The organism is Microlunatus panaciterrae (assembly GCF_016907535.1).
In the GTDB taxonomy this organism is placed as follows: domain Bacteria; phylum Actinomycetota; class Actinomycetes; order Propionibacteriales; family Propionibacteriaceae; genus Microlunatus; species Microlunatus panaciterrae.
On record NZ_JAFBCF010000001.1, the window covers coordinates 2,514,495 to 2,533,137 of the forward strand.

The 18,643-nt window shown below is 65.0% G+C and carries 17 protein-coding genes, 1 tRNA gene and 2 pseudogenes; 11 read left to right on the top strand and 9 right to left on the bottom strand.

What is annotated here, in order from left to right; translation table 11 throughout:
- Positions 1–33: 33 nt before the first annotated feature.
- A tRNA-Lys gene (locus JOE57_RS11420) sits at positions 34–106 on the top strand.
- A gap of 82 nt (positions 107–188) precedes the next feature.
- Here JOE57_RS11420 and JOE57_RS11425 read toward each other — a convergent pair.
- The 3 genes and pseudogenes from JOE57_RS11425 to JOE57_RS19185 form a co-directional block, all read right to left on the bottom strand.
- Complete coding sequence (locus JOE57_RS11425; RefSeq protein ID WP_239578921.1) at positions 189–1,370, bottom strand: tyrosine-type recombinase/integrase; 1,182 nt, start codon at positions 1,368–1,370, stop codon at positions 189–191.
- Positions 1,367–1,567, bottom strand: a complete 201-nt coding sequence (locus tag JOE57_RS11430) for a helix-turn-helix transcriptional regulator (RefSeq protein WP_204918058.1) — start codon at positions 1,565–1,567, stop codon at positions 1,367–1,369. Before JOE57_RS11430 ends, JOE57_RS11425 begins: the two co-directional genes overlap by 4 nt.
- A gap of 5 nt (positions 1,568–1,572) precedes the next feature.
- A pseudogene (locus JOE57_RS19185) lies at positions 1,573–3,065 on the bottom strand (replication initiator).
- A 471-nt stretch (positions 3,066–3,536) separates the two neighbouring features.
- On the opposite strand from JOE57_RS19185, the gene JOE57_RS11445 reads away from it, so the two are divergent.
- The gene (locus JOE57_RS11445) at positions 3,537–4,154 is read left to right on the top strand and encodes a maleylpyruvate isomerase family mycothiol-dependent enzyme (RefSeq protein ID WP_204918063.1); all 618 of its coding nucleotides are present in this window, start codon (positions 3,537–3,539) and stop codon (positions 4,152–4,154) included.
- A 1,105-nt stretch (positions 4,155–5,259) separates the two neighbouring features.
- Here JOE57_RS11445 and JOE57_RS11450 read toward each other — a convergent pair.
- A complete protein-coding gene (locus JOE57_RS11450) occupies positions 5,260–5,868 on the bottom strand; it encodes an NUDIX hydrolase (RefSeq protein ID WP_338041274.1) in 609 nt (202 codons plus the stop codon).
- Positions 5,869–6,684: 816 nt separating this feature from the next.
- On the bottom strand, positions 6,685–6,843 hold the full coding sequence (locus tag JOE57_RS11455; protein ID WP_204918065.1) for a hypothetical protein: 159 nt from the start codon (positions 6,841–6,843) through the stop codon (positions 6,685–6,687).
- 371 nt (positions 6,844–7,214) lie between these two features.
- On the opposite strand from JOE57_RS11455, the gene JOE57_RS11460 reads away from it, so the two are divergent.
- Positions 7,215–8,426: an IS110 family RNA-guided transposase gene (locus JOE57_RS11460; RefSeq protein WP_204918067.1), complete on the top strand. Its 1,212-nt coding sequence runs from the start codon at positions 7,215–7,217 to the stop codon at positions 8,424–8,426.
- A 66-nt stretch (positions 8,427–8,492) separates the two neighbouring features.
- Positions 8,493–9,488 (top strand): IS481 family transposase, encoded by a 996-nt coding sequence (locus tag JOE57_RS11465; protein ID WP_204918068.1) that lies wholly within the window; start codon positions 8,493–8,495, stop codon positions 9,486–9,488.
- Positions 9,489–9,968: 480 nt separating this feature from the next.
- On the opposite strand, the gene JOE57_RS11470 is transcribed toward JOE57_RS11465, so the two are convergent.
- Both JOE57_RS11470 and JOE57_RS19310 read right to left on the bottom strand, forming a co-directional pair.
- A complete protein-coding gene (locus JOE57_RS11470; RefSeq protein ID WP_420827673.1) occupies positions 9,969–10,289 on the bottom strand; it encodes a hypothetical protein in 321 nt (106 codons plus the stop codon).
- Positions 10,290–10,402: 113 nt separating this feature from the next.
- Positions 10,403–10,570: pseudogene (locus JOE57_RS19310) on the bottom strand (replication initiator); the annotation flags it as partial.
- Between the two features lie 469 nt (positions 10,571–11,039).
- Between JOE57_RS19310 and JOE57_RS19315 the strand changes: the two are divergent.
- From JOE57_RS19315 to JOE57_RS11485, 3 genes are all read left to right on the top strand, one after another.
- A complete protein-coding gene (locus JOE57_RS19315) occupies positions 11,040–11,561 on the top strand; it encodes a flavoprotein (RefSeq protein ID WP_204918072.1) in 522 nt (173 codons plus the stop codon).
- Positions 11,562–11,766: 205 nt separating this feature from the next.
- The gene (locus tag JOE57_RS11480; protein WP_204918074.1) at positions 11,767–12,396 is read left to right on the top strand and encodes a hypothetical protein; all 630 of its coding nucleotides are present in this window, start codon (positions 11,767–11,769) and stop codon (positions 12,394–12,396) included.
- A gap of 30 nt (positions 12,397–12,426) precedes the next feature.
- A complete protein-coding gene (locus tag JOE57_RS11485) occupies positions 12,427–13,329 on the top strand; it encodes a PDDEXK family nuclease (protein ID WP_204918076.1) in 903 nt (300 codons plus the stop codon).
- A 340-nt stretch (positions 13,330–13,669) separates the two neighbouring features.
- Here JOE57_RS11485 and JOE57_RS11490 read toward each other — a convergent pair whose 3' ends face one another.
- Positions 13,670–14,299: a hypothetical protein gene (locus JOE57_RS11490; RefSeq protein ID WP_204918078.1), complete on the bottom strand. Its 630-nt coding sequence runs from the start codon at positions 14,297–14,299 to the stop codon at positions 13,670–13,672.
- Positions 14,300–14,740: 441 nt separating this feature from the next.
- On the opposite strand from JOE57_RS11490, the gene JOE57_RS11495 reads away from it, so the two are divergent.
- Positions 14,741–15,667 carry a phosphotransferase family protein gene (locus tag JOE57_RS11495; protein WP_338041275.1) on the top strand — a complete coding sequence of 309 codons (927 nt, stop codon included), beginning with the start codon at positions 14,741–14,743 and terminating at the stop codon, positions 15,665–15,667.
- 41 nt (positions 15,668–15,708) lie between these two features.
- Here the strand turns inward: JOE57_RS11495 and JOE57_RS11500 are convergent, their stop codons facing one another.
- Positions 15,709–16,692 (bottom strand): hypothetical protein, encoded by a 984-nt coding sequence (locus tag JOE57_RS11500; protein WP_204918080.1) that lies wholly within the window; start codon positions 16,690–16,692, stop codon positions 15,709–15,711.
- Between the two features lie 78 nt (positions 16,693–16,770).
- On the opposite strand from JOE57_RS11500, the gene JOE57_RS11505 reads away from it, so the two are divergent.
- From JOE57_RS11505 to JOE57_RS11515, 3 genes are all read left to right on the top strand, one after another.
- Positions 16,771–17,208, top strand: coding sequence for a VOC family protein (locus JOE57_RS11505; protein ID WP_204918081.1), 438 nt, complete (start codon positions 16,771–16,773; stop codon positions 17,206–17,208).
- Positions 17,209–17,289: 81 nt separating this feature from the next.
- Positions 17,290–17,646: a YciI family protein gene (locus tag JOE57_RS11510; protein WP_204918083.1), complete on the top strand. Its 357-nt coding sequence runs from the start codon at positions 17,290–17,292 to the stop codon at positions 17,644–17,646.
- Between the two features lie 41 nt (positions 17,647–17,687).
- Complete coding sequence (locus tag JOE57_RS11515) at positions 17,688–18,626, top strand: phosphotransferase enzyme family protein (RefSeq protein ID WP_204920400.1); 939 nt, start codon at positions 17,688–17,690, stop codon at positions 18,624–18,626.
- The last annotated feature ends 17 nt before the right edge of the window (positions 18,627–18,643 follow it).

Genomic DNA, 18,643 nt, shown 5'->3' on the forward strand with positions numbered 1-18,643 from the left:
CCCGGACGTCGGACCTGCAGGTCCCACGCCCCTGGGCCTCTAGCTCAATTGGCAGAGCAGCGGACTTTTAATCCGCGGGTTGTGGGTTCGAGTCCCACGGGGCCCACAAAACACCTAGTGAACGGCCTACTGCAACGATGTGACTTCCGACCGCGCGCACGTTGGGGACGAACTGCGGGACGAATGGCTTACTGATCCGGGTTTGCGGCTCGCGGCTCGACGATGACGCCGTCCGGGTTGTAAGCCTCGAGCACAACGACGTTGGTGGCGTTCGTCGCACGCCGCCCGAGGTAGACGTCCTGCGTCATCGAGACCCGTGAGTGACCGAGCTGGTCGGCGATCATGCGCGCAGTGGCTCCGCTGCGATCGAGGAGAGTCGCTACCGTCTTGCGATAGGTGTGGGTCTTCACCCAGTCGAACTCAGACCCCTCCCGGACGCGACGGAAGGCCTTACCGACGTTGCTTCGGTCACGCCAGCCACCGTGCGAATCGGGGAAGATGGGGCCATCGAAACCTCCGAGCCGCACACGTCGCTGCTTGAGCAACTCGATACACCACGCCGGCAAGATCAGCCCTCGTTCCGAGGCGCGCGATTTCACCCGGTTGGCGACCAGTCCCTTGCCCTGCACGCGGATGATCGTGCGCCGGACAGCGATGGTGCCGGCGGCGAGATCGAGATCGGCCCACGTGACGCCGAGGGCCTCGCCGAGCCGGAGACCGGTCGCGAGCATGAACCGGGCGAGCTCGGGAAGGTCGTGACGCTGCGCGAACTCATTGCTGTCGAGGATGGCCAGCCAAGTCCGTACTTCTTCAAATGAGAGGGCTCGCGCGGTGCGGTCTCGGTCGAGTTCGAGCGGAGTCAGATCGCGTACGGGGTTGCTCGGGATGGCTCCGCGCCGGACCAGCCAGCTACAGATCCCGGACAGCACCGACCTGGTCAGCTTGGCCGTCGCATACCCACGGTCGACGAGCACGGCCTGGACGAAGCGGTCGAGACGTGGAGTGGTCAGCTCGCCAAGCCGCAACGACCCGACGCCCGGCTCAATCACCCGCTTGACGACGTGGCGGTACTCGTCGTATGTCGATGGCGACCGTGCTCCCCGCTCGACCTGCGCCGCAAACATCTCCAGCCAGCCCTTCGCGGCATCGTCAAAGGTGGTCTTCGCCGTGTACTCGTCGTCGCCCGACGTGCCGAGCGCTACCTTGACCGCCTTGAGCACCTCACGCGAGGCCTCTGCCCTCGACCGTCCGCTGCGCTTGATGCGTCGACCGCGGCCGGCGAAGTCGCGATAGCGAAGGTAGGCGACGTACGACGAACCCTCACGAACGATGGTGAGACCTCCGTGCTCGCCCAGTCCGAGCGGCTTCATCCGGCGATCTCCGTCGGGAGCGCGGCAACCCAGTCGCGCACATCTTGAGGCCGGTAGCGGAGCCGGCGCCCGACGATACGCCCGGGAGGCCCGGTCATTGCGCTTCGCCAGGCATACAACGTGTGCACGGGGATGCCGAGGTACTCCGAGACGTCCTGCACTGACCAGAGCCGGTCGTCGACCTTCGATACCGCCATGATTCCTACCTCTCGTCCGGTTGATGTGAGTTCTTGTGTTCGGCTGCCTTCTGGGCGTATTCGCGGGCTCGGGCGGCGGCGGAGAGGGCGACGGCTTGTTCGGCGTCGTTGTCCCAGCCGGCGCCGGCGTATTGCCAGTGGCCGATGATCAGGGTGGTGTCGTCGTCGGCGTCGGCGAGCAGGTCAGCCTCGAGCGCCGCCAGGTCGAGTGGGCGGCCACCCTCGCGGGTTTCGGCGATCAACGCGCTGGCGCGGCGTCGGGCTCGGCGGAGCGCGCCGAGAGTGATCGCGTACCGATGCGACTTGGAGGCGAAGTGGCCCCGGAAGCCGAGCATGCCCACCCACTTGCCGAGCAACAGGTAATCGTCGGCGCCGGCATGACCCTGAACGCCGGCGAACCGCGCGCGTTGGGCGAGGTCGCGGACGGTGGCGCTGATCCGTTGTCCGTGGGCGGTGCCGCCCGGTCCGGTGTCGTCGACGGATTTGGTGGCGTACTTCGCGAGGTATCCGGCGACCTGCTCCGGGACGAGCGGAGCAGTGGGGTCGTCGGAGCGGCGGCCGATCCGCACGGGTCGGACGTCGAGCTGCTGCCCGAACGCCAGGGTGCGGGCGGGGTCGTCCTGGTCGACGCCGGGCACGGTCAGTCGGACGGTCTCACGGCGGCCTGGACGATGCGGGCGAGGAGTCGGCTGTCGAGCCGGGCCGGGGCGGCGGCGAACCCGTCCGGGGTGCTCGGCCCGTCGAGGCGGATGAGGGCGTGGAAGTGGACGACGCCGCGGCGTTGGTATTCGGCGACCTCGGCGTATTGCACGGTGGCCAGATCGCAGAGACGGTCGCCGCGGACGCCGATGGTTTTGGCCATCAGCCGGCGCAGGGTGATGGTGAATCGGCGCCAGAGCTCGGGCACCCACCATTGCCACACGACCTGGGAGTGGTAGTCGTAGCAGTCCGGGCAGAGCGGCTGGCCCAGGTCGGGGTCGTCGTCGCCGTGGCGGACCGGGCAGCTCAGGGGGCGGCCGTGTTCGCAGTGGCGGGTGTTGCGGTGCGGCCGGCCGCAGGCCCGGGTGCCATGGACGTGTCCGAACGACGGGGCTGTGAGGGTGGCGAACACCAGCGGGTTCTCCGCGACCGACTCGGGCACGGTCTTGCCACCGATGACGCCGGCCCGGATGAGGTGGAACATGTCGGCGGCGTACACGCGTGAGCAGGCCGGGCACACCGATTCCCGCCGGTTGCCGCAGCGGATGTAGGTGACGCCGAGCGGTGCGTCGCTGCTGGCGTAGCTGGACAGAATCTCGCCCGTCGTGGCGTCGACGCGCATGGAGGAGCCGCGGAGCCGGATCGGGTGGGCGCAGTTGCCGACCCGGGCCAAAGCCTCAACGAACGGCATGAACTGGTTGGTGGCGCACATGCGCTGCAGCTGGTCGAGCATCTGCGGGGACCAGCCGGCGAACTGGTCGGCGACGATCGCCGCCAGGTTGAGATCAGACGCCGCCATGTCCACGCCACCGCCCCAGGGGCGGGCCGCGCGATCCAACTAGGGCGGCTCCCACCGCGCGACCCACCCGGTCCAGGGGTCACCGCCACCGTGGAACGGGTGGCGGCCGCTCAGCGCCGGGAGCCTCCAGGCACGCTGAGATATCAGGGACGACGGCGCAGATTCTGGAGTGAGGATTTGTGCGGCTCAGTTGGTGTATCGGCCACTCGGGCCGGGGTGGAGGTGCCGACCCTCCGGGGCTATGCCCTCAATGTTTGGTATGTTTGCCGTCGATCAAAAGCATATGACATGGGTCTGACGACCCGGTCTCAGAAATAGGCGCCGAATTGACCGCCACTGTCCACCGACGTCCGCTGGTGCTCACTGATGCGCAATGGCTCTCATCCGTTGATCTAGCCGACGGACGGTGCGTTATGAAATCGTTACGGCGATGCGCTGAATTCGCCCAACTTGCGTACAGGAGGCAATGCCGTGGACGGACTCGAGATGGCGACCGCCGAGCGCACGGACCTCGCCGAATTCCTGTCGACTATGACGCCTGAACAGTGGGAGGCGCAATCGCTCTGCGAGCACTGGCGGGTGAGGGACGTGGTCGCTCATGTGATGAGCTTCGACGGCGTCACTCCGCTCGACGTGCTTCGCCGTGCCATCCGCGGTCGGCTCGTGAACATCAATCAGGTGGCCGTCGACGACCTTGCGTCCCTGAGCATCGACCAGCTCCTCGACAAGCTGCGGACTCATCTGCGGCCACAGGGTTTGGCAACAACGTTCGGGGGCCGGCTCGCCCTGCTTGACGTCACCATCCATCATCAAGACATCCGGCGGCCGCTCGGTCTGCCACGCCAGATCCCAGCTACACGGCTGCGCCGGGTATTGGCCGACAGCGTTCGAAGCCCCGAGCTACCGGGATGGCGCCATTCTCGCGGACTCCGCCTGACGCCGACTGACCTCGACTGGAGGCACGGCTCGGGACCCGAGCTCACAGGACCAGCGGAAGCCATGCTCATGGCGATCGCCGGGCGACGCGATGCCATCGGGGAACTATCTGGTCCAGGCCAACCCCTATTGGCCCGCAGGCTCACCCGCTGACCGAAGGGCAACGAGCAGAAGGCAAGGAGCGGTATGCGACAACGGTTACGAATTTCTATACTGACTCAAGGGCCTCGCTGCGCTCGGCCGCCGGCAGCTCCGCGTGTCCTCGCTGCGCTCCGGGCCGCTCCGCCGCCGGCACGAGGAGAGAAACCAAAGGGGCGCAAAGAGCGATCCGCAGCCGTTTTCATGACCAAACCGTGCGGATCGCCGGTAGGAGGGAGTCGGCGGCCCGAAGTTGAGGGTTGGCTCAGCGCTGCCCGGCGTCAAGGGCGCTGCGCGTCGCTGCGCGATGGCCTCCGGCCACCCTTGACCCCGACCATCACCGAGCAAATTGGGCTGGTCATCGGGCCGCCGCCGGCTCCTGGCCGCGGGACGTATCAGGGGACAGATGCGGTCCAATTTCGCGGCAATCAGCCATGATCAACAGGCGCACAAGTTGGCTCTGAGAAGGCAGGTTGTTCTGATCGGTGCTGCCCAGAGAGGTTTCCGCGGGTTGTGGGTTCGAGTCCCACGGGGCCCACAAAAGACCTAATGGGACTCGTAGCGGTTTCTGTTTCGGTGGATGCTGTTGTCCGAGCCGGTCGCCGGTGATCACTTCAAATGCCTGGCCTCCTAGTCGGGGGCTTCTTCATCACAGTCCGTTGATCGGATGACGCAGACGCCGTCACGATGCTGTCACGCTAGTGAGGGAGGCGCCTGCTGAGGCGGGCCACAATAGTGCCAGACGCATGCGGAGCTGGCTTTGGGCAGTCGAGGCAGAGACCGCTGCCGCTGCCCATGAGGATCGTGGGTGCCGTAGCGCGCTGATCCATGCAGCCGACTGCCTGCCGCAGGGGTCAGGTATCGACCCAGAGCTTCCGTACCTCTCCCTTGACGAGCATCACCTGACCCGCTGGCGGGGGAGCGCGTTAGCCCGTCTCGGCGACCAGGAGGCCGTCAACCAGCTGAGCGCTGCTCTTGCGGACATGGACCCGGAGTACACGGGCGCCAAAGGCGCTCTGCACATCGACCTCGCTCAAGCGCTCGTCGCCGCGGACGCAAGAGATGACGCGCGCAGCCACTTGCGCTGCGCGAGCCAACTCGCCGACCAAAACAGGATCAGTCAGGCAGCGACGACGCCTAGCGACCCTGGCCGCCTAAGCCTGCCGCTTCCCGTTAGCCAAGACGTACAGCAGAGCCACGAGCGACCCAGAGCCCAGAATCTCCCCTCGGCCATCAGCTCCATGACTGATCCCAAGGGCACCCAGTCGACACGACCCGCTTCCTCAGGGTCGGGCGGCTCCCCGATGCGTGTGGCTGAGTTGGCGACGTAGAGCTCGTGCGGGCTGTCGACCATGCCGATCATCGGCTGAAACGTCAGCAGGTCTGTGAGCGGTCCAGGCCGCCAGCCAGTCTCTTCCTCGACCTCACGGGCCGCGGAGGCTGGGCCTTCCTCCCCGGGGTCCACGATCCCGCCCTGCAGCTCCCAGCCCCATTCGTCCGTGACGAACCGGTGCCGCCAGAGCATCAGCACCCGGTCCGCGTCGTCCATCACGGCCGCGATGGCGACTCGTTGCAATCGCACCACGTGATGCTCGAAACGCTTGCCGTTCGGCGGCTCGACATCGACCTTGACCAGCCGCACCCACGGGTTGTCGTACAGCGTCCGCTCACCGAACACCTTCCAGCGGGCGCTCTCTAGCGTCTCATCCGTCAGTGCCTCATCTGCCACACCACGACGGTACAGCAGCCGCCCCGGCCAAGCCCGCCGTGAGTACTTTCCTTACTCGTTCAAGGCGAGCCTGCGGGCGCTCGCTGCGCTCGCGTCCTCGGCTCGCGGGGGCCAAGGCCCAACTCTGACCTAGCCCATCACGAGTCGCTGGCCTGCATGGTGTCCCGGGGACAGCATAGCCAGGGTGCGCGAGTTCTTCGATATGTGCTGGCGGAGGCGATCTGACTACAAGTTTGCCTAAAGGCACCAATGTCAAGGACACTCGAATAGTGGTGGTGAGGCCCTGGCGCCAACCAGAGCCCCACCGTGAGCACCTAGTTAACCGCCTAGGTGCCCATGAGGATCCGCACTGCATTCAGGATCAGGCTTCCGACGCTCGCTGTGGTACTCACGTACCGCAGCAGTGTCGGGGCTGTGCATCCACAGTGCTTACAGGAGCACAGTCTCCGGATCTTTCCTCCTCCGTGGTCTGCCATTCTCACCTCCTCGGACTAGCGGCCCCACTCCATCCGAGTGATGAAGTAAGCCCGCAGACCCCGAGGCATCTGAGCCTCGGCAGACCGTTCACTATTGAGTTGTAGCCAAAAAAAAACGCACGGAGGCGATTTCAGATTCGCTCCATGCGTTAGAACATGCCTAGGCAAGGAACTATTTTCCCTTGCCAGGACATTGGTATTTCGGTTGTGCCTCCAGTATGGGGCAATGTTGGCTGATCACGCAAGCCCCATTGCATGACAGCGTCAAGCCGTCGACAACCGGCCCGGTCGTCAGCGGCTTATTGTTGCCGTCGGCTGGGTGCCAGGGTGAAGTTCAGGTTCAAAGGAGCACGGCGACCACGCCGATTCCTACCGGGATCATCAACAAAGTCACCGCCCACTGCACATACGTCCACTCAAACGGCAACGTCGCACCCTTCGGCCCCAACCACACCGCCCGCAGCTTGCGCGGACCATCATCGGTACGAAGATCCGGCATCGGCTCAGCCGATGCCAAGCGCGCTCAAGACACGCCCACAGGGGCCACCAGACCGACACCGGCCGGGCGTCATCAGCAGCGTCATGGCCCACGGTACATACGTCCACTCGAACGGAAGGCGTGGCCTTTCGAGCCTAATGGGACTGCAGCAGGGTCTGCCTTCGCGGGATGATGCTGTTGTCCGAGCCGGCTGTCGGTGAGCACTGCAAACGCCAGGCCCTTTGAGGTCTATGGCTAGATCGTGCCCCGGCAGGTGGTGAGGAGACCGGGAGTGCTGGTGGGATGTCGTGCCGGTTGAGCACTGATCCATTAGGTCGTAGCAGGTCTTCTCCATGACTCGTAGCTGAACGGCGAGAGAGGGGAGACGGGGAATGTTGTTCATCGGTGACGACTGGGCTGAGGCCCATCACGACATTGAGATCGTGGACGACTCTGGGGGGTTGCTGGTGCGGCGGCGGTTGCCGGAAGGGCTGACCGGGATCAGTACCTTGCACGAGCTGGTCGGCGAGCATCTTGACCCGACCGGGGAGACCGGCCAGGTGCTGGTGGGGATCGAGACCGAGCGGGGTCCGTCGGTGCAGGCACTGCTCGCCGCGGGCTACCGGGTGTATGCGATCAACCCGCTGCAGGTGGCCCGGTATCGGGAGCGGCACTCCACCTCGGGGGCGAAGTCCGATCCGGCGGATGCGCATCTGCTGGCCGAGATCGTCCGGCTGGACCGGGCCCATCATCGCGAGGTCGCGGGGGATTCTGAGCTCGCCGAGCATGTCAAGGTCGCCGCGCGGGCGCATCAGACGATGATCTGGTCGCGGGTCCGGCAGGTGAATGCGCTGCGGTCGTTGTTGCGGGAGTACTACCCGTCGGCGCTGGCCGCGTTCGGCGCCGACCTCGCAGACCGTGACGCTCTGGCGGTGCTAGCCGCCGCCCCCAGCCCCGACCAGGGCCGAAGGCTGTCCCAGGCCCGGATCGAGACGCTGCTCCGCAAGGCGGGCCGGCAACGCAACATCGCCAGGACTGCGACGAAGATCAAGACCGCGCTCGGCAGCGAGCAGCTGGCTGCCCGACCCAGTGTGGTCGGCGCCTACGCGGCGTCCGCGTCGGCGCTGGTGGCGGTGCTGAGTGTGATGGTCGCCCAGACCGAGGTGCTGGCCGGGCAGGTGGAGCAGGGTTTTGGCCAGCACCCGGACGTTGAGATCTACCGCAGCCAACCCGGCCTCGGTGCGATCCTCGGCGCCCGGGTGCTGGCCGAGTTCGGCGACGACCCCGCCCGCTACGCCGACGCGAAAGCCCGGAAGAACTACTCCGGTATATCCCCGATCACCAAAGCGTCCGGCACGAAACGGGTTGTGCTGGCCCGGTACGCCCGGAACCGCAGGCTCGGCGACGCGCTGTTCCGGCAGGCCTACAGCGCCCTGCGATCCTCACCCGGCGCCCGGGCCTACTACGACCAGCACCGTGCCCGCGGCGCCACCCACTACCAAGCTCTCCGGACCCTGGCGAACCGGCTCGTCGGCATCCTCCACGGCTGCCTAGCTGTGATGTCCAGGGAGGTTGTATCGCCGGGGATCGGTGAGCCTGCCTGACAGACGAAGGCCTCCGGTTGTGAAGTGGAGCTGTCTAGTTCACCGCTTCGCTGACCGGAGGCCCTCGTGTCCCACGCTAACGCTGCCCTCACCCCCCGCGCCCGTTTACGGCTCGCCGAACTCGTCGTCGACCGCGGCTGGACCTTCGCCGCCGCTGCGAAGATGTTCATGGTCGCGCCTCGCACAGCGAAGAAGTGGGCCGACCGCTATCGGAGCGAAGGTGCTGCCGGGATGGTCGACCGCAGCTCGCGGCCACATTCGAGCCCGACAAAGACCACGCCGGACGTGGTCCGGCGGATCGTGCGGCTTCGGTGGCGGCACCGGCTCGGCCCGGTCCAGATCGCCGGCCGGCTTGGGATGCAGGCCTCCACCGTGCACGCCGTACTGGTGCGTTGTCGGATCAACCGGCTCTGCCATATCGACCGGGTCACAGGCGAGCCGCTGCGCCGATACGAACACCCACACCCCGGCTCGCTGATCCACGTCGACGTCACCAAGTTCGGCAACATTCCCGATGGTGGTGGATGGCGCTACCTCGGCAAGCAGCAAGGAGATCGCAACCGCGCTGCAACCGACACCCAGCGGCGAAGAGGCCCAGTGCGTGGCCCGCTGATCGGCACCGCATACGTGCATACCGTCATCGATGACCACTCCCGGATGGCCTACGCCGAGATCTGTGCCGACGAGAAGGCAGCGACGGCGATCGAGGTTCTCCATCGTGCCGCGGCATGGTTCACAGACCACGGTGTCACCGTCGAGCGTGTGCTGTCCGACAACGGATCGGCCTACAGGTCCCACGCCTGGCGCGACGCCTGCGCCGAGCTTGGCATCACCCACAAGCGCACACGTCCCTACCGGCCGCAGACCAACGGAAAGATCGAGCGGTTCCACCGCACACTGGCCGACGGGTGGGCCTACGCCCGGTTCTATGAATCAACCGAGCAACGCAACACCGCCCTGCCCGGCTGGCTCCACTTCTACAATCATCACCGAGCCCACTCCGCCATCGGAGGCAAGCCGCCAGTCACCCGGCTGACCAACCTCGCTGGACATCACACCTAGCCAGCCACACCTGCTACGACGAACACCACGCCTGGCACACCGACGCCGAACACGCCATCGCCGCCTGACGAGGAAGCCTCGCAGCCGCGGGATTCCTCCTGCCCAGCCAATCCCGCCGGAACGCAGCCGCGGTCAACCCGGCGCGAACTCGCCATGCCCGCAGAAAGCTTGACCGAAGCGAGCACCGGCACACAATCACACCCGAAGGAATCCCCCCTTGACTCATACGGTCGTGGTTGTCTAGCCAGACCGCCCGGAGAGCTTGCGTGGTCCGTCGTCCGTTCGTAGGTCCGGCACGGGCTCAGACGATTACCAGAGCGGCGACCACACGGCGGCCCAACGCGACGCACTCGATGGCGCCCATGCCGATGGCCACGATCACGATCGCCACCAGTGTGTTGAAGCCGGCGGATTCGCTCCCCCTTCACCCTTGACGACCGCCCCTACGACCCGGGTGGGCTGGAAATCGGGAAGGCCGAGCTATGGCCCGCCAGCGCGCAAAGGTCGCGGTCGCACGCCCGGCCTGTCAGTCGTCTCTGGCGCGGGCAGCGGACGCGGCCGCGAGAGCGGCGTCGCCGGCCGTGAGCCAGCCGATCCCGGCAAACCGCCACGACGCCACCACCAGCGTCGAGTCGGCGTGCAGCTCGGCGAGGTCTGCGTCGTCCCCGACCCGGACCGGCTCACCGGTGTGCAGCTTGTTGAGGCGGGCCCGGACGTGATGACGGCGGGCTGCCGCAACCGACCGAGCGTGGTGGAGTACCGGCGCGACTCCGACGCGAAGTGACCACGGAAGCCGAGCATTTCCGCCCACCGTGACCAGCCCTTGTACGGACCATCCGACCCGGTGAGCCCGGCGATCCCGGCCCGCAACGCTGTCTTCGACACCAGCCCTTGAGCCGGGCCAGGTGCGGGTTGCGGTGGTGCCCATCAGCCAGGTCGGCGGCGGCTTTGGTCGCGTACTTCGCCACATACGCCGCCACCGTCTCCGGATGCAGGTCCGCGCGACCGATGGCTTCCCGGTCCGCGTCACCATGCATCGGCCGAGCGTCGACCTGGCGACCGAACCGCAGCACCCGCGGCATGTCGTGCCGGTCGACCGGGGAGCATGCTGCACCTACGTACCGCCCTGGCGGCAGTTCGGCATCAAGATCGCTCGACAGCAACTGCACTCCTGGCCCAAGCCGAACACACGGCCAGCCGGCTCGGCCGTGACGCGAACTACTGGCAGACCGCCTTCGGACCGCCCAACGTGCAGCTCCACCGCATTGCGGCCAGCCTGGACCTCGGTGACGTTGCCTGGGTAATCGAGCGCGGTCCCGAAATCGACCCGTCCAACCTTCCACCGGAACGGTGGGTTGCTCACCGAGTCGAGTGCCTCGCGCGTTCTCCTATGTCGCTCGCGACGATGAGGCTCTGACCTTCCTGCTCGACGCCGAGCACCGCAGATCGTGCGCCACTCAGCGTCGGTGCACGACACCGTGAAGACCATGCACCGCCGCACAGCACCGGCACCCCGCTACTCGGTCTCGCCGAGCGCGTCAGAGCCATTGCATGACCGCTGTTGGTGTCGTCGCAGCATCGGCGGGCGGCGTAGAGAAGTTGCGCGAGGGATTGGTGCAACCGCTCCTTGACGACGGCCACCAGGTCGCCATCATCTTGACTCCGACGACCGCCATGTGGCTCGACCACATTGGCGAGCGACAGCGGCTGGCCGATATCACCGGGCTTCCCGTGCGATCCGACCCACGGCTGCCAGGAGAGTCAAGCCCACACCCGAAGATCGACGTCTATGTGGGTGCACCGATGACAGCCAACTCCACCGCCAAACTCGCGCTGGGCATAGCTGATAACCAGGCACTCGCCGCGCTTTGTGAGAACGTCGGAACGACGCCGATGATCATCTTCCCACGCATCAACCCTGCGCCACGCGCGTCAGCTGTCTGGTCTAGCCACATCGCCGGCTGCGATCTGTCGGCTCGAACTGATCTATGGCGACGACGTCTGGCCCCTTGCCGAGCTGCGAGCTGCAGGGCCGCGCGATCTTCCCTGGCCTGCGATCCTGACCGCGGTTAACGCCGCGGCCAGGCCCTCGGGCCGGGGCGCCATCCTGGGCCGTGAGTAGTTTCTGTAGTCCGTCAAGCGCCTCGCTGCGCTCGGCGCGGCTGCGGTCCGTGTCCTCGCTCGCTGGCGCTCGCTGCGGGCCGGTCCTCGCTTTGCGCATATACTCAGCCGTCATGAGCACAGATGCCGGCTTCTTCCAATATCCGGGCCAGGGCAGTTGCTTTTCGAGCTCGGTTCCATCTTTTGGGCCACACTCATTGCTGCGGCTATCGTCTCTGTGCTCACGACGCTTGTAGTCGAATACGCCGCCAAGCCACATCTTGAGGCCCGCAAGGAACGCATACTTACGGAACACCGTGAGCGCCGCACCTTATCTCGCTCGATTGGCGAGCTCGCGTTCTGCTGCGGCCGAATCTCAGCGTTTTTCGATGAATCCATCCCAAAGCCAAAGAATGCGACCGAGAGCGAGCTTGCAGAGAAACACATTAGGCGCCTCTCAGAAGAGGCCGTCAGGCTCATAGACGAGATCCGCCCGCTCATTCGTACGGCCGACTCGCAGACCGACGACCTCCTGCACGACACGTTGCCGGTGATCGGCGCCTTCGCGGAAGGATTGCCTCCTGCTATCCAACGCATTGGAATTGACCAAGTCTTAACAAATCCCTGGGAACTTTTTGATGATGCTGGGTCCTCTCTCGACCAACTCGCCGAACTTGTAGAGCTGCCGCGATGGCGATTCCGACAGCGTGCGCAGATTGTCTCGTCAGTCCTCGGCATAGCTAAGAATGTGCAGATAATTCGCGATTCGGAACTCGGTCGTCCATCTCGACGCGATGCCGGCGAATGACAAAAGCAGACAGAAAGGAAATAGCCTAGAATGCTCGATTTTAAGGAACTCGGTGCCAATGGACGCGCGTTCGAGCAGCTACTTCGTGAGCTAGCTTTGACGCTAGGACTAGATGTCGCATGGAGCGGTGTTGGCCCAGATGACGAACACGATTTGATAATCGAGGAACGTGGCGATGTTCTCTTTGGCGCCACAACGCGCCGCTGGCTCGTATCGGCGAAGGACTACTCCTCGGCCAATTCGGGGCAGGGACGGGCTGTCAGTAGTTCCGATGTAGCCGACAGCGGCGGGATACGAGACGCCCTTGATCATCATGCGGCAGACGGTTTTCTACTTGCGTGCACAACGTATCCTTCATCAGCACTTGTTCGTCGCTTTGATTCGATCCGCGCGACTCGTCGGATACCGCTGCATACTTGGGACAGCGTGGCTATTGAGCGCCTTCTCGACACGCCTGCGGGTTGGGCGGTCCTGCAAAGATTCTTGCCCAACTCCGCAGATGCACTGGGCTGGCGAGTCTTTGCCACCGAAAGCCCCAACCGATACGTTGGGGTGACAAGAGGTATGTGGTTTCGCCTCACAGGAAGATACGGTGGGGCGGTTAAGGAGTTTCACCTAACTAGCGTCGCGAAGCGCATTGATTTCGCACTTGCTCGCACGCTCCCCGACGATCATCAGCTCAGGCTCCGAGGCGTCTTTTATGATGATAAGAATGGCAGTTTCACAAGCCATTGGGATTACCTCTGGCAGCATGAAGCTCCAAGCGTGGACGCGATTCAGAGAATGGTAGATTATCTAGGCGATGGTCAAGTCCGATTTAAGGATGGCCAGACGGATTGGGTGACTGTGGACGCCCGTCGGGTGTTTCGACAGTCAGATAACTATGACGCCGACAGTCCAAAATACTACGAGCAACTTCCGTCCTACTGGTGATTCTTTCACCATGGTCGCTGACCGCAGAGGGCTCAAAGAGACGCTGGGGTGAGACGCTGGGGTCCAGGCTGTTGCCGCCGAAACTGCCAGATCAACTGACAGTCACCGACTCACTCGATGACCGGTCTTGACCGGACCGTGATGGATACCCGCCAGGCGCAAAGACCCTACCGGCCCAGCAGAGCCAGGGTTCACACCGAAGCAGTCGCCCGACGCGACGTCGACAGCCAGACTACCAACCAGCCGGGCAATGATCGAGCCGACTCTTCACCCACGACTACGCACATCCAGGCGAAAAACACCTAGCCAGCCCGGTTCGCCTGCGCTGACACGGAAGTGGTCAATATTCGTACTCGTCCCTCATCCACCGCTCGTACTCTTCTCGCATTCTGGCGTCCTCGTATACGGCCGTGCCGGCACCTTCGAAGAAGTGTGTTAGCCGAAGCATGGAGTCGTGGAAGGCCGCGAGGTCGATGTATCGGATCTCACCAAGACTCGGTGTTTTATCGTCTTTGGTGGGATATCTAAACTCCTGGGCCGACTTGTCAGCATTGTGAAGCTGCATCAACATTTCTTCGACGTGATCCAAGTCAGCGATATCGTCAGGCCGGGCCTCCTCCAGCCTGGGTCGTACCTCTCGCCACAATTTGGCGAGGTCATGTGTATTCGGGGCTTTGATCGCGTTGCGTTGATATCGCTGCAACTCCATCAGAAGACTCTTGAGCTGTAACTCCATATGGTGTCGCCAGCAGAGTCCGAAGGGAAAGACCAGCTGATCCGAATCCGACCCAGTCTCCTTGATATGCTTGAACATCAATTCCGCGGCGAGGCGGAATCCTGAGATGTATCCATACTCTCGTATGTCGGGCGAGTGTTGCCATTGCAGGAAGGCGTAATACCTCTGCTCATTGCCGCCGGCCAGGATGTTAAGTCCTGCCACGGGCCAAAGGAAGTCGTCCTCGTCGTCCACAGCAGCACCGTAGAACAGTCCGTCCCCGGTGCAGACACAGGCATGCATGCTTGCTGCTGTTCGGTTCGAGAGTGCTCATGCTTCTTCGTGCCTTGAGTGACAACGTGGTGACACAACCGCCAGCATCCGACGGATCACTACGCATACTCACGGACACGCTTTGGTGTGGACCGGTCCGGAGACACCGCCCCCGATCCCGATGACATGGAAGCGGCCAGCATGAAACGTGGTGCAGGGACGAGTCCAGGGACGAATGCTTGCCAGTGCTGCCATGAGGAACCGGCCGGTTCGAGCACCCCAACCGCGTGCGCGGAGAGAAGAGTCGTGACTGAACGGGCCTGGACAGGTCTCCGCCGGTTGTGGGTTCGAGTCCCACGGGGCCCACAAAACGCATCCGAGTGAATCGGTGCCTCGAAGAGCCGCCAGCCCTAGATTCGAGGCGTGAATCTTTCGGATCTCGGCACGCCGGTCGCGCCGATGGTCCGCGTCCACGGCGGGTTCGCCAACCGGATGTACCGGCTCGACACCGACCAGGGATCGTTCGCGGTGAAGGAGTTGAGCCTCGTCGACCGCCGCTGGACCTACCACGTCGAGGACGTGTTCAGGTTCGAGCGGGCGGCCTTCGGTGCTGGCATTCCGATGCCCGAGCCGATCTCGGCGGATGACCACACGCTCGTTCATCGATGGGTCGAGGGAGAAAGGGTGCCCGAAGCGCCGGTGTCGGCGGAGTACGGGTTCGAGATCGGTGAAATCCTCGCGCGCATTCACGCGCTTGACGTCGCGTGGGCCCACGGGTCGATCGAGGAACGGGCGTCACGGGACTGGCCCGAGCTCGCGGAGCGGGCGGCGACGACCGGACAGCCTTGGGCCGACGAACTCGCCTCCCAGGTCGAGACCTTCCTCGCGATTGCCCATTTCGTCGACAGCTGCGAGCGACCAGGCCCCGTCGTACTGACCCACAAGGACATCCAACCGTGGAACTTGCTCGCTCGAGAGGGTCGGCCGGTGGTGCTCGACTGGGAGCTCTCGGGGATGCTCGACCTGTCCAGTGAGCTCGGCTCGACTGCGCTGAGCCTCGCGAAGGGACCCGGTTTCGACGACATTCAGCCCAGCATCTTCCGCTCGATCCTGGACGGCTACGTGGCAGGGGGCGGAGCGCTGCCGCCGTCGGGCCCAAGCTGGTTTGTGTTCATGATCGGCGGCTGGCTGGGGCACACGAGGTGGAACATCCTCCGCTGCCTCGCCGGTGTCGAGGTGAGCACCGGCCCTGACCTCGCGCTGTCGCACGATTCCGTCCGCGACGGTCTGCGCGGCCTGCCTGTCCTGTTCGGCCGACTTCCGGAACTCCAGGAGCTGCTCCTGCGCTAGCGACCTGACCCCTGGGTGGGTGCGCGTGACGTGCGCTCCCATCAGCCGCCGGCCGCTGCCAACCGCTCGCGCAGGAGCGTCGCAGTGGCTCGGAAGGCGTCGCCGAGTTCCTCGTCCTCGAAGAGTTGGAAGCCGCTGAAGACCTGCAACCCCCATGACGGCCGGCTCGCATCGGCCATCTCGCGCAGCGCAGCCGGACCGTCGAGCGCGTCGCCGATCAGCTGCACGACCCGGTCGGCTGGTACGAAGTCGGCGCTGGCCTCCAGCACCTCACGCCCCCACGATGCCGGCCGGCCGCTCTTGGTGGCGTAGACCAGCGGGGTGAAGACGTCGATGCTGGGGGCCAGCAGGGCGTGGTCTTGTGCGAACACCCGTCGCAGTGCACCCCCGTACTCGTCCGGCGTCCATGGGCACATGTAGGCGCCGACGACACATCCGGGTAGGGCGTCGCGGATCAAAGCGGAGTAGTGGGCGCCGAATCGGGCGACCCGGTCGCACTGGTGCGCGGTCCAGGCCTCACCGTGCCTGGCGACGATCTGGGCAGGGGACGTGTCGATGCCTGTTGCCGCACCGAAGTCGGCCAGACAGTCTGCGCAGAAGCAGCTTTCCTGAAGGTCCGGCTCGGGCGTCTCGAACCAACCGGCTCCACTCAGGTAGTCCAGCCACACCCCGGCCGGCTGGTACCTGCTCAGGCCGGCCACCAAACGATCTTCGACCTCGGCCAGGAACTCGCGTCGGGACAGACATACCCCCTGGACCAGGTCACCGTGACGGATCGGCAGGCCGTCCACACCGATGGGGGTCAGCTCCGGCTGGGCGTCCAGGTCGGCCCGAAACGTCGGGAACTCAACGCACGCCCGGATCTCGTGGCGGGCGCAGAGTTCGAAGGCCTCGCTGTCGAAGCCATGGAACCAGACGCTGTCGGCGCCGAGGTCAACGAAGCGGTCGGCATGCCGCAACGCGGGCACGCCGTACGGTCCGAACATCGGTGCAACAGACGGTGGCGAGAGTGGGGCGGCGGTCACGCGCCGATCGTAGCGGTCAGCGCATGTGACCTGCCGACAGCACGCCCCAAATTGAACGCGTCTCGGTAACGTCTTCGCATGCTGATCAAACTCGAAAACGTGGGCATCGCCGTCCGCGATCTCGAAGAGGCCATCGCCTTCTTCACCGACCTCGGTCTGACCGTTCTTGGCCGCGACACGGTCAGTGGGGAGTGGACCGACACAGCCGTCGGACTGGATGGCAACCATGCCAACATCGCCATGCTCCAGACACCAGACGGCAACGGACGCATCGAGCTATTCGAGTACATCCACCCCGATGCGATCGAGACGACTCCCACCCGACCCAACGAGATTGGCATGCACCGCGTCGCCTTCTCAGTCGACGACCTCGACGAAGCCCTCCGTATCGCCGCAGGGCATGGCTGCCATCCCCTACGCGGCGTGGCCACCTACGGTGACGTCTACAAGCTCACCTACGTCCGTGGCCCCAGTGGCATCATCGTGATGCTTGCGGAGGAGCTGAAGAAGAGCTGACTTCGTGTCGGATTCGCCTGTCGCCGTTCGTAGGGTAGGTGAACGTGGGCCACCGGGTCCGCCAGAGGAGAAGGAGCAGTCGTGACCGAGTACCTCATCTACTTCAACCAACAGTGGGTGGGCGACCACACCGAGGAGTGGTTCCGCGGACGCGGACCACTCGCCATGGCGGTCGTGAACGAGATGAAGGCCGCCGGGGTGTACGTCTTCGCCGGGGGGCTGGAGGAGGACGGCCCGGTCTACAGCGCCGACGCCACCAGTGGCTCCCTGATGATCTCCGACGGGCCCTACGTCGAGACCAAGGAGTTTCTGGGCGGGTTCGCCCTGGTGGACGCGGCCGATGACGAGGCCGCCAAGATGTGGGCGGGCAAGCTCGCGGAGGCCTGCGGCTGGCCCCAGGAGGTCCGCCGATTCAAGCCGCAGCCGCAGACCGGATGACCCTGACGTCGAGTCCTGACGTGTTGCCACCGGGCCTGTCCATGCTGTGGGAGGAAGCCGTCGAGCCAGAGGCCGCGTTACGGACGCGGTTCGGGTTCGACGGGTTTGCGTCCGCTGTCCACTGGATCTCGTCGGCCTTGAAGGACGTCTGGGCAATCGAGGTGGTCGATTGCGGTCGATTGGTGATCAGTGACCACAACGCGATTGTCTGGGTCGACAGCAGTCACGGACCACTTGTGGTGAAGTGGTCGAGCGCTTGGGATCGCTTCGCGAGCCTTGCGGCCTCAGCGCGGTTGTTGCGACGCCTTGACCGGCGGGGCCTGCCCGTTGCCGCGCCGATAGCGGCGGAGGACGGGCAAGTCAGGGTAGTGCGGGACAGCCCACTCGGAACGTTGTCGGTCGCGGCGCTGCCGGAGGTGGCGGGCGCCTGGCTCGACGTGGAGGATGACGCGGCGGTGCGGGCGGCCGGGGCCTCCTTGGCGGAGCTGCACGGAGCACTTCGCGGCTATGCGGACGATGGGCTGCCGTCCGTGACTGAGGTCGAGGCGTTGAACGGTCAGATCGAACGCTGGTTGGCGACCGGCGATCGCAGGTGGGCGCCGTCGGCGTCCGCGCGGTTGAAGGGTCTGGTGACCGACCTCCCACCTTTGGACGATGGGATGCAGCTGGTGCACAACGACTTTCGAGCGGCCAACATCCTGACGAGGGAGTCCAAAGTCGTCGGCGTACTGGATTTCGACGAGATGGCGCTGGACCACCGAGTCAACGACCTGGCCCGAGCCAGCGTCTACCTGAGTACGCGGTTCACGGACTGGCGGCCGACGCCGGACTCCGTGCGGAGGGAGCTTCGAGCCGGCTACGAGTCGGTACGACCTCTTGAGCCCGCCGAGGACCGATGGTTCGACGCCCTGCTGTTGTGGCATGCGATTCGGGCGATACCTGAGGAGTCTGACCCGGCCGGCTGGGCCGAGGCGTTGTGACCCGGGGAGTAGCATGC

What these genes read in the sequence shown, in the direction of transcription:
- JOE57_RS11515 (WP_204920400.1), top strand. Translation starts at nt 17,688, where the DNA reads ATGCTGTGGGAGGAAGCCGTCGAGCCAGAGGCCGCGTTACGGACGCGG.
- JOE57_RS11470 (WP_420827673.1), bottom strand. Translation starts at nt 10,289, where the DNA reads ATGCTCGGCTTCCGTGGTCACTTCGCGTCGGAGTCGCGCCGGTACTCC.
- JOE57_RS11505 (WP_204918081.1), top strand. Translation starts at nt 16,771, where the DNA reads ATGCTGATCAAACTCGAAAACGTGGGCATCGCCGTCCGCGATCTCGAA.
- JOE57_RS19315 (WP_204918072.1), top strand. Translation starts at nt 11,040, where the DNA reads ATGACCGCTGTTGGTGTCGTCGCAGCATCGGCGGGCGGCGTAGAGAAG.
- JOE57_RS11425 (WP_239578921.1), bottom strand. Translation starts at nt 1,370, where the DNA reads ATGAAGCCGCTCGGACTGGGCGAGCACGGAGGTCTCACCATCGTTCGT.
- JOE57_RS11430 (WP_204918058.1), bottom strand. Translation starts at nt 1,567, where the DNA reads ATGGCGGTATCGAAGGTCGACGACCGGCTCTGGTCAGTGCAGGACGTC.
- JOE57_RS11485 (WP_204918076.1), top strand. Translation starts at nt 12,427, where the DNA reads ATGCTCGATTTTAAGGAACTCGGTGCCAATGGACGCGCGTTCGAGCAG.
- JOE57_RS11460 (WP_204918067.1), top strand. Translation starts at nt 7,215, where the DNA reads ATGTTGTTCATCGGTGACGACTGGGCTGAGGCCCATCACGACATTGAG.
- JOE57_RS11455 (WP_204918065.1), bottom strand. Translation starts at nt 6,843, where the DNA reads ATGCCGGATCTTCGTACCGATGATGGTCCGCGCAAGCTGCGGGCGGTG.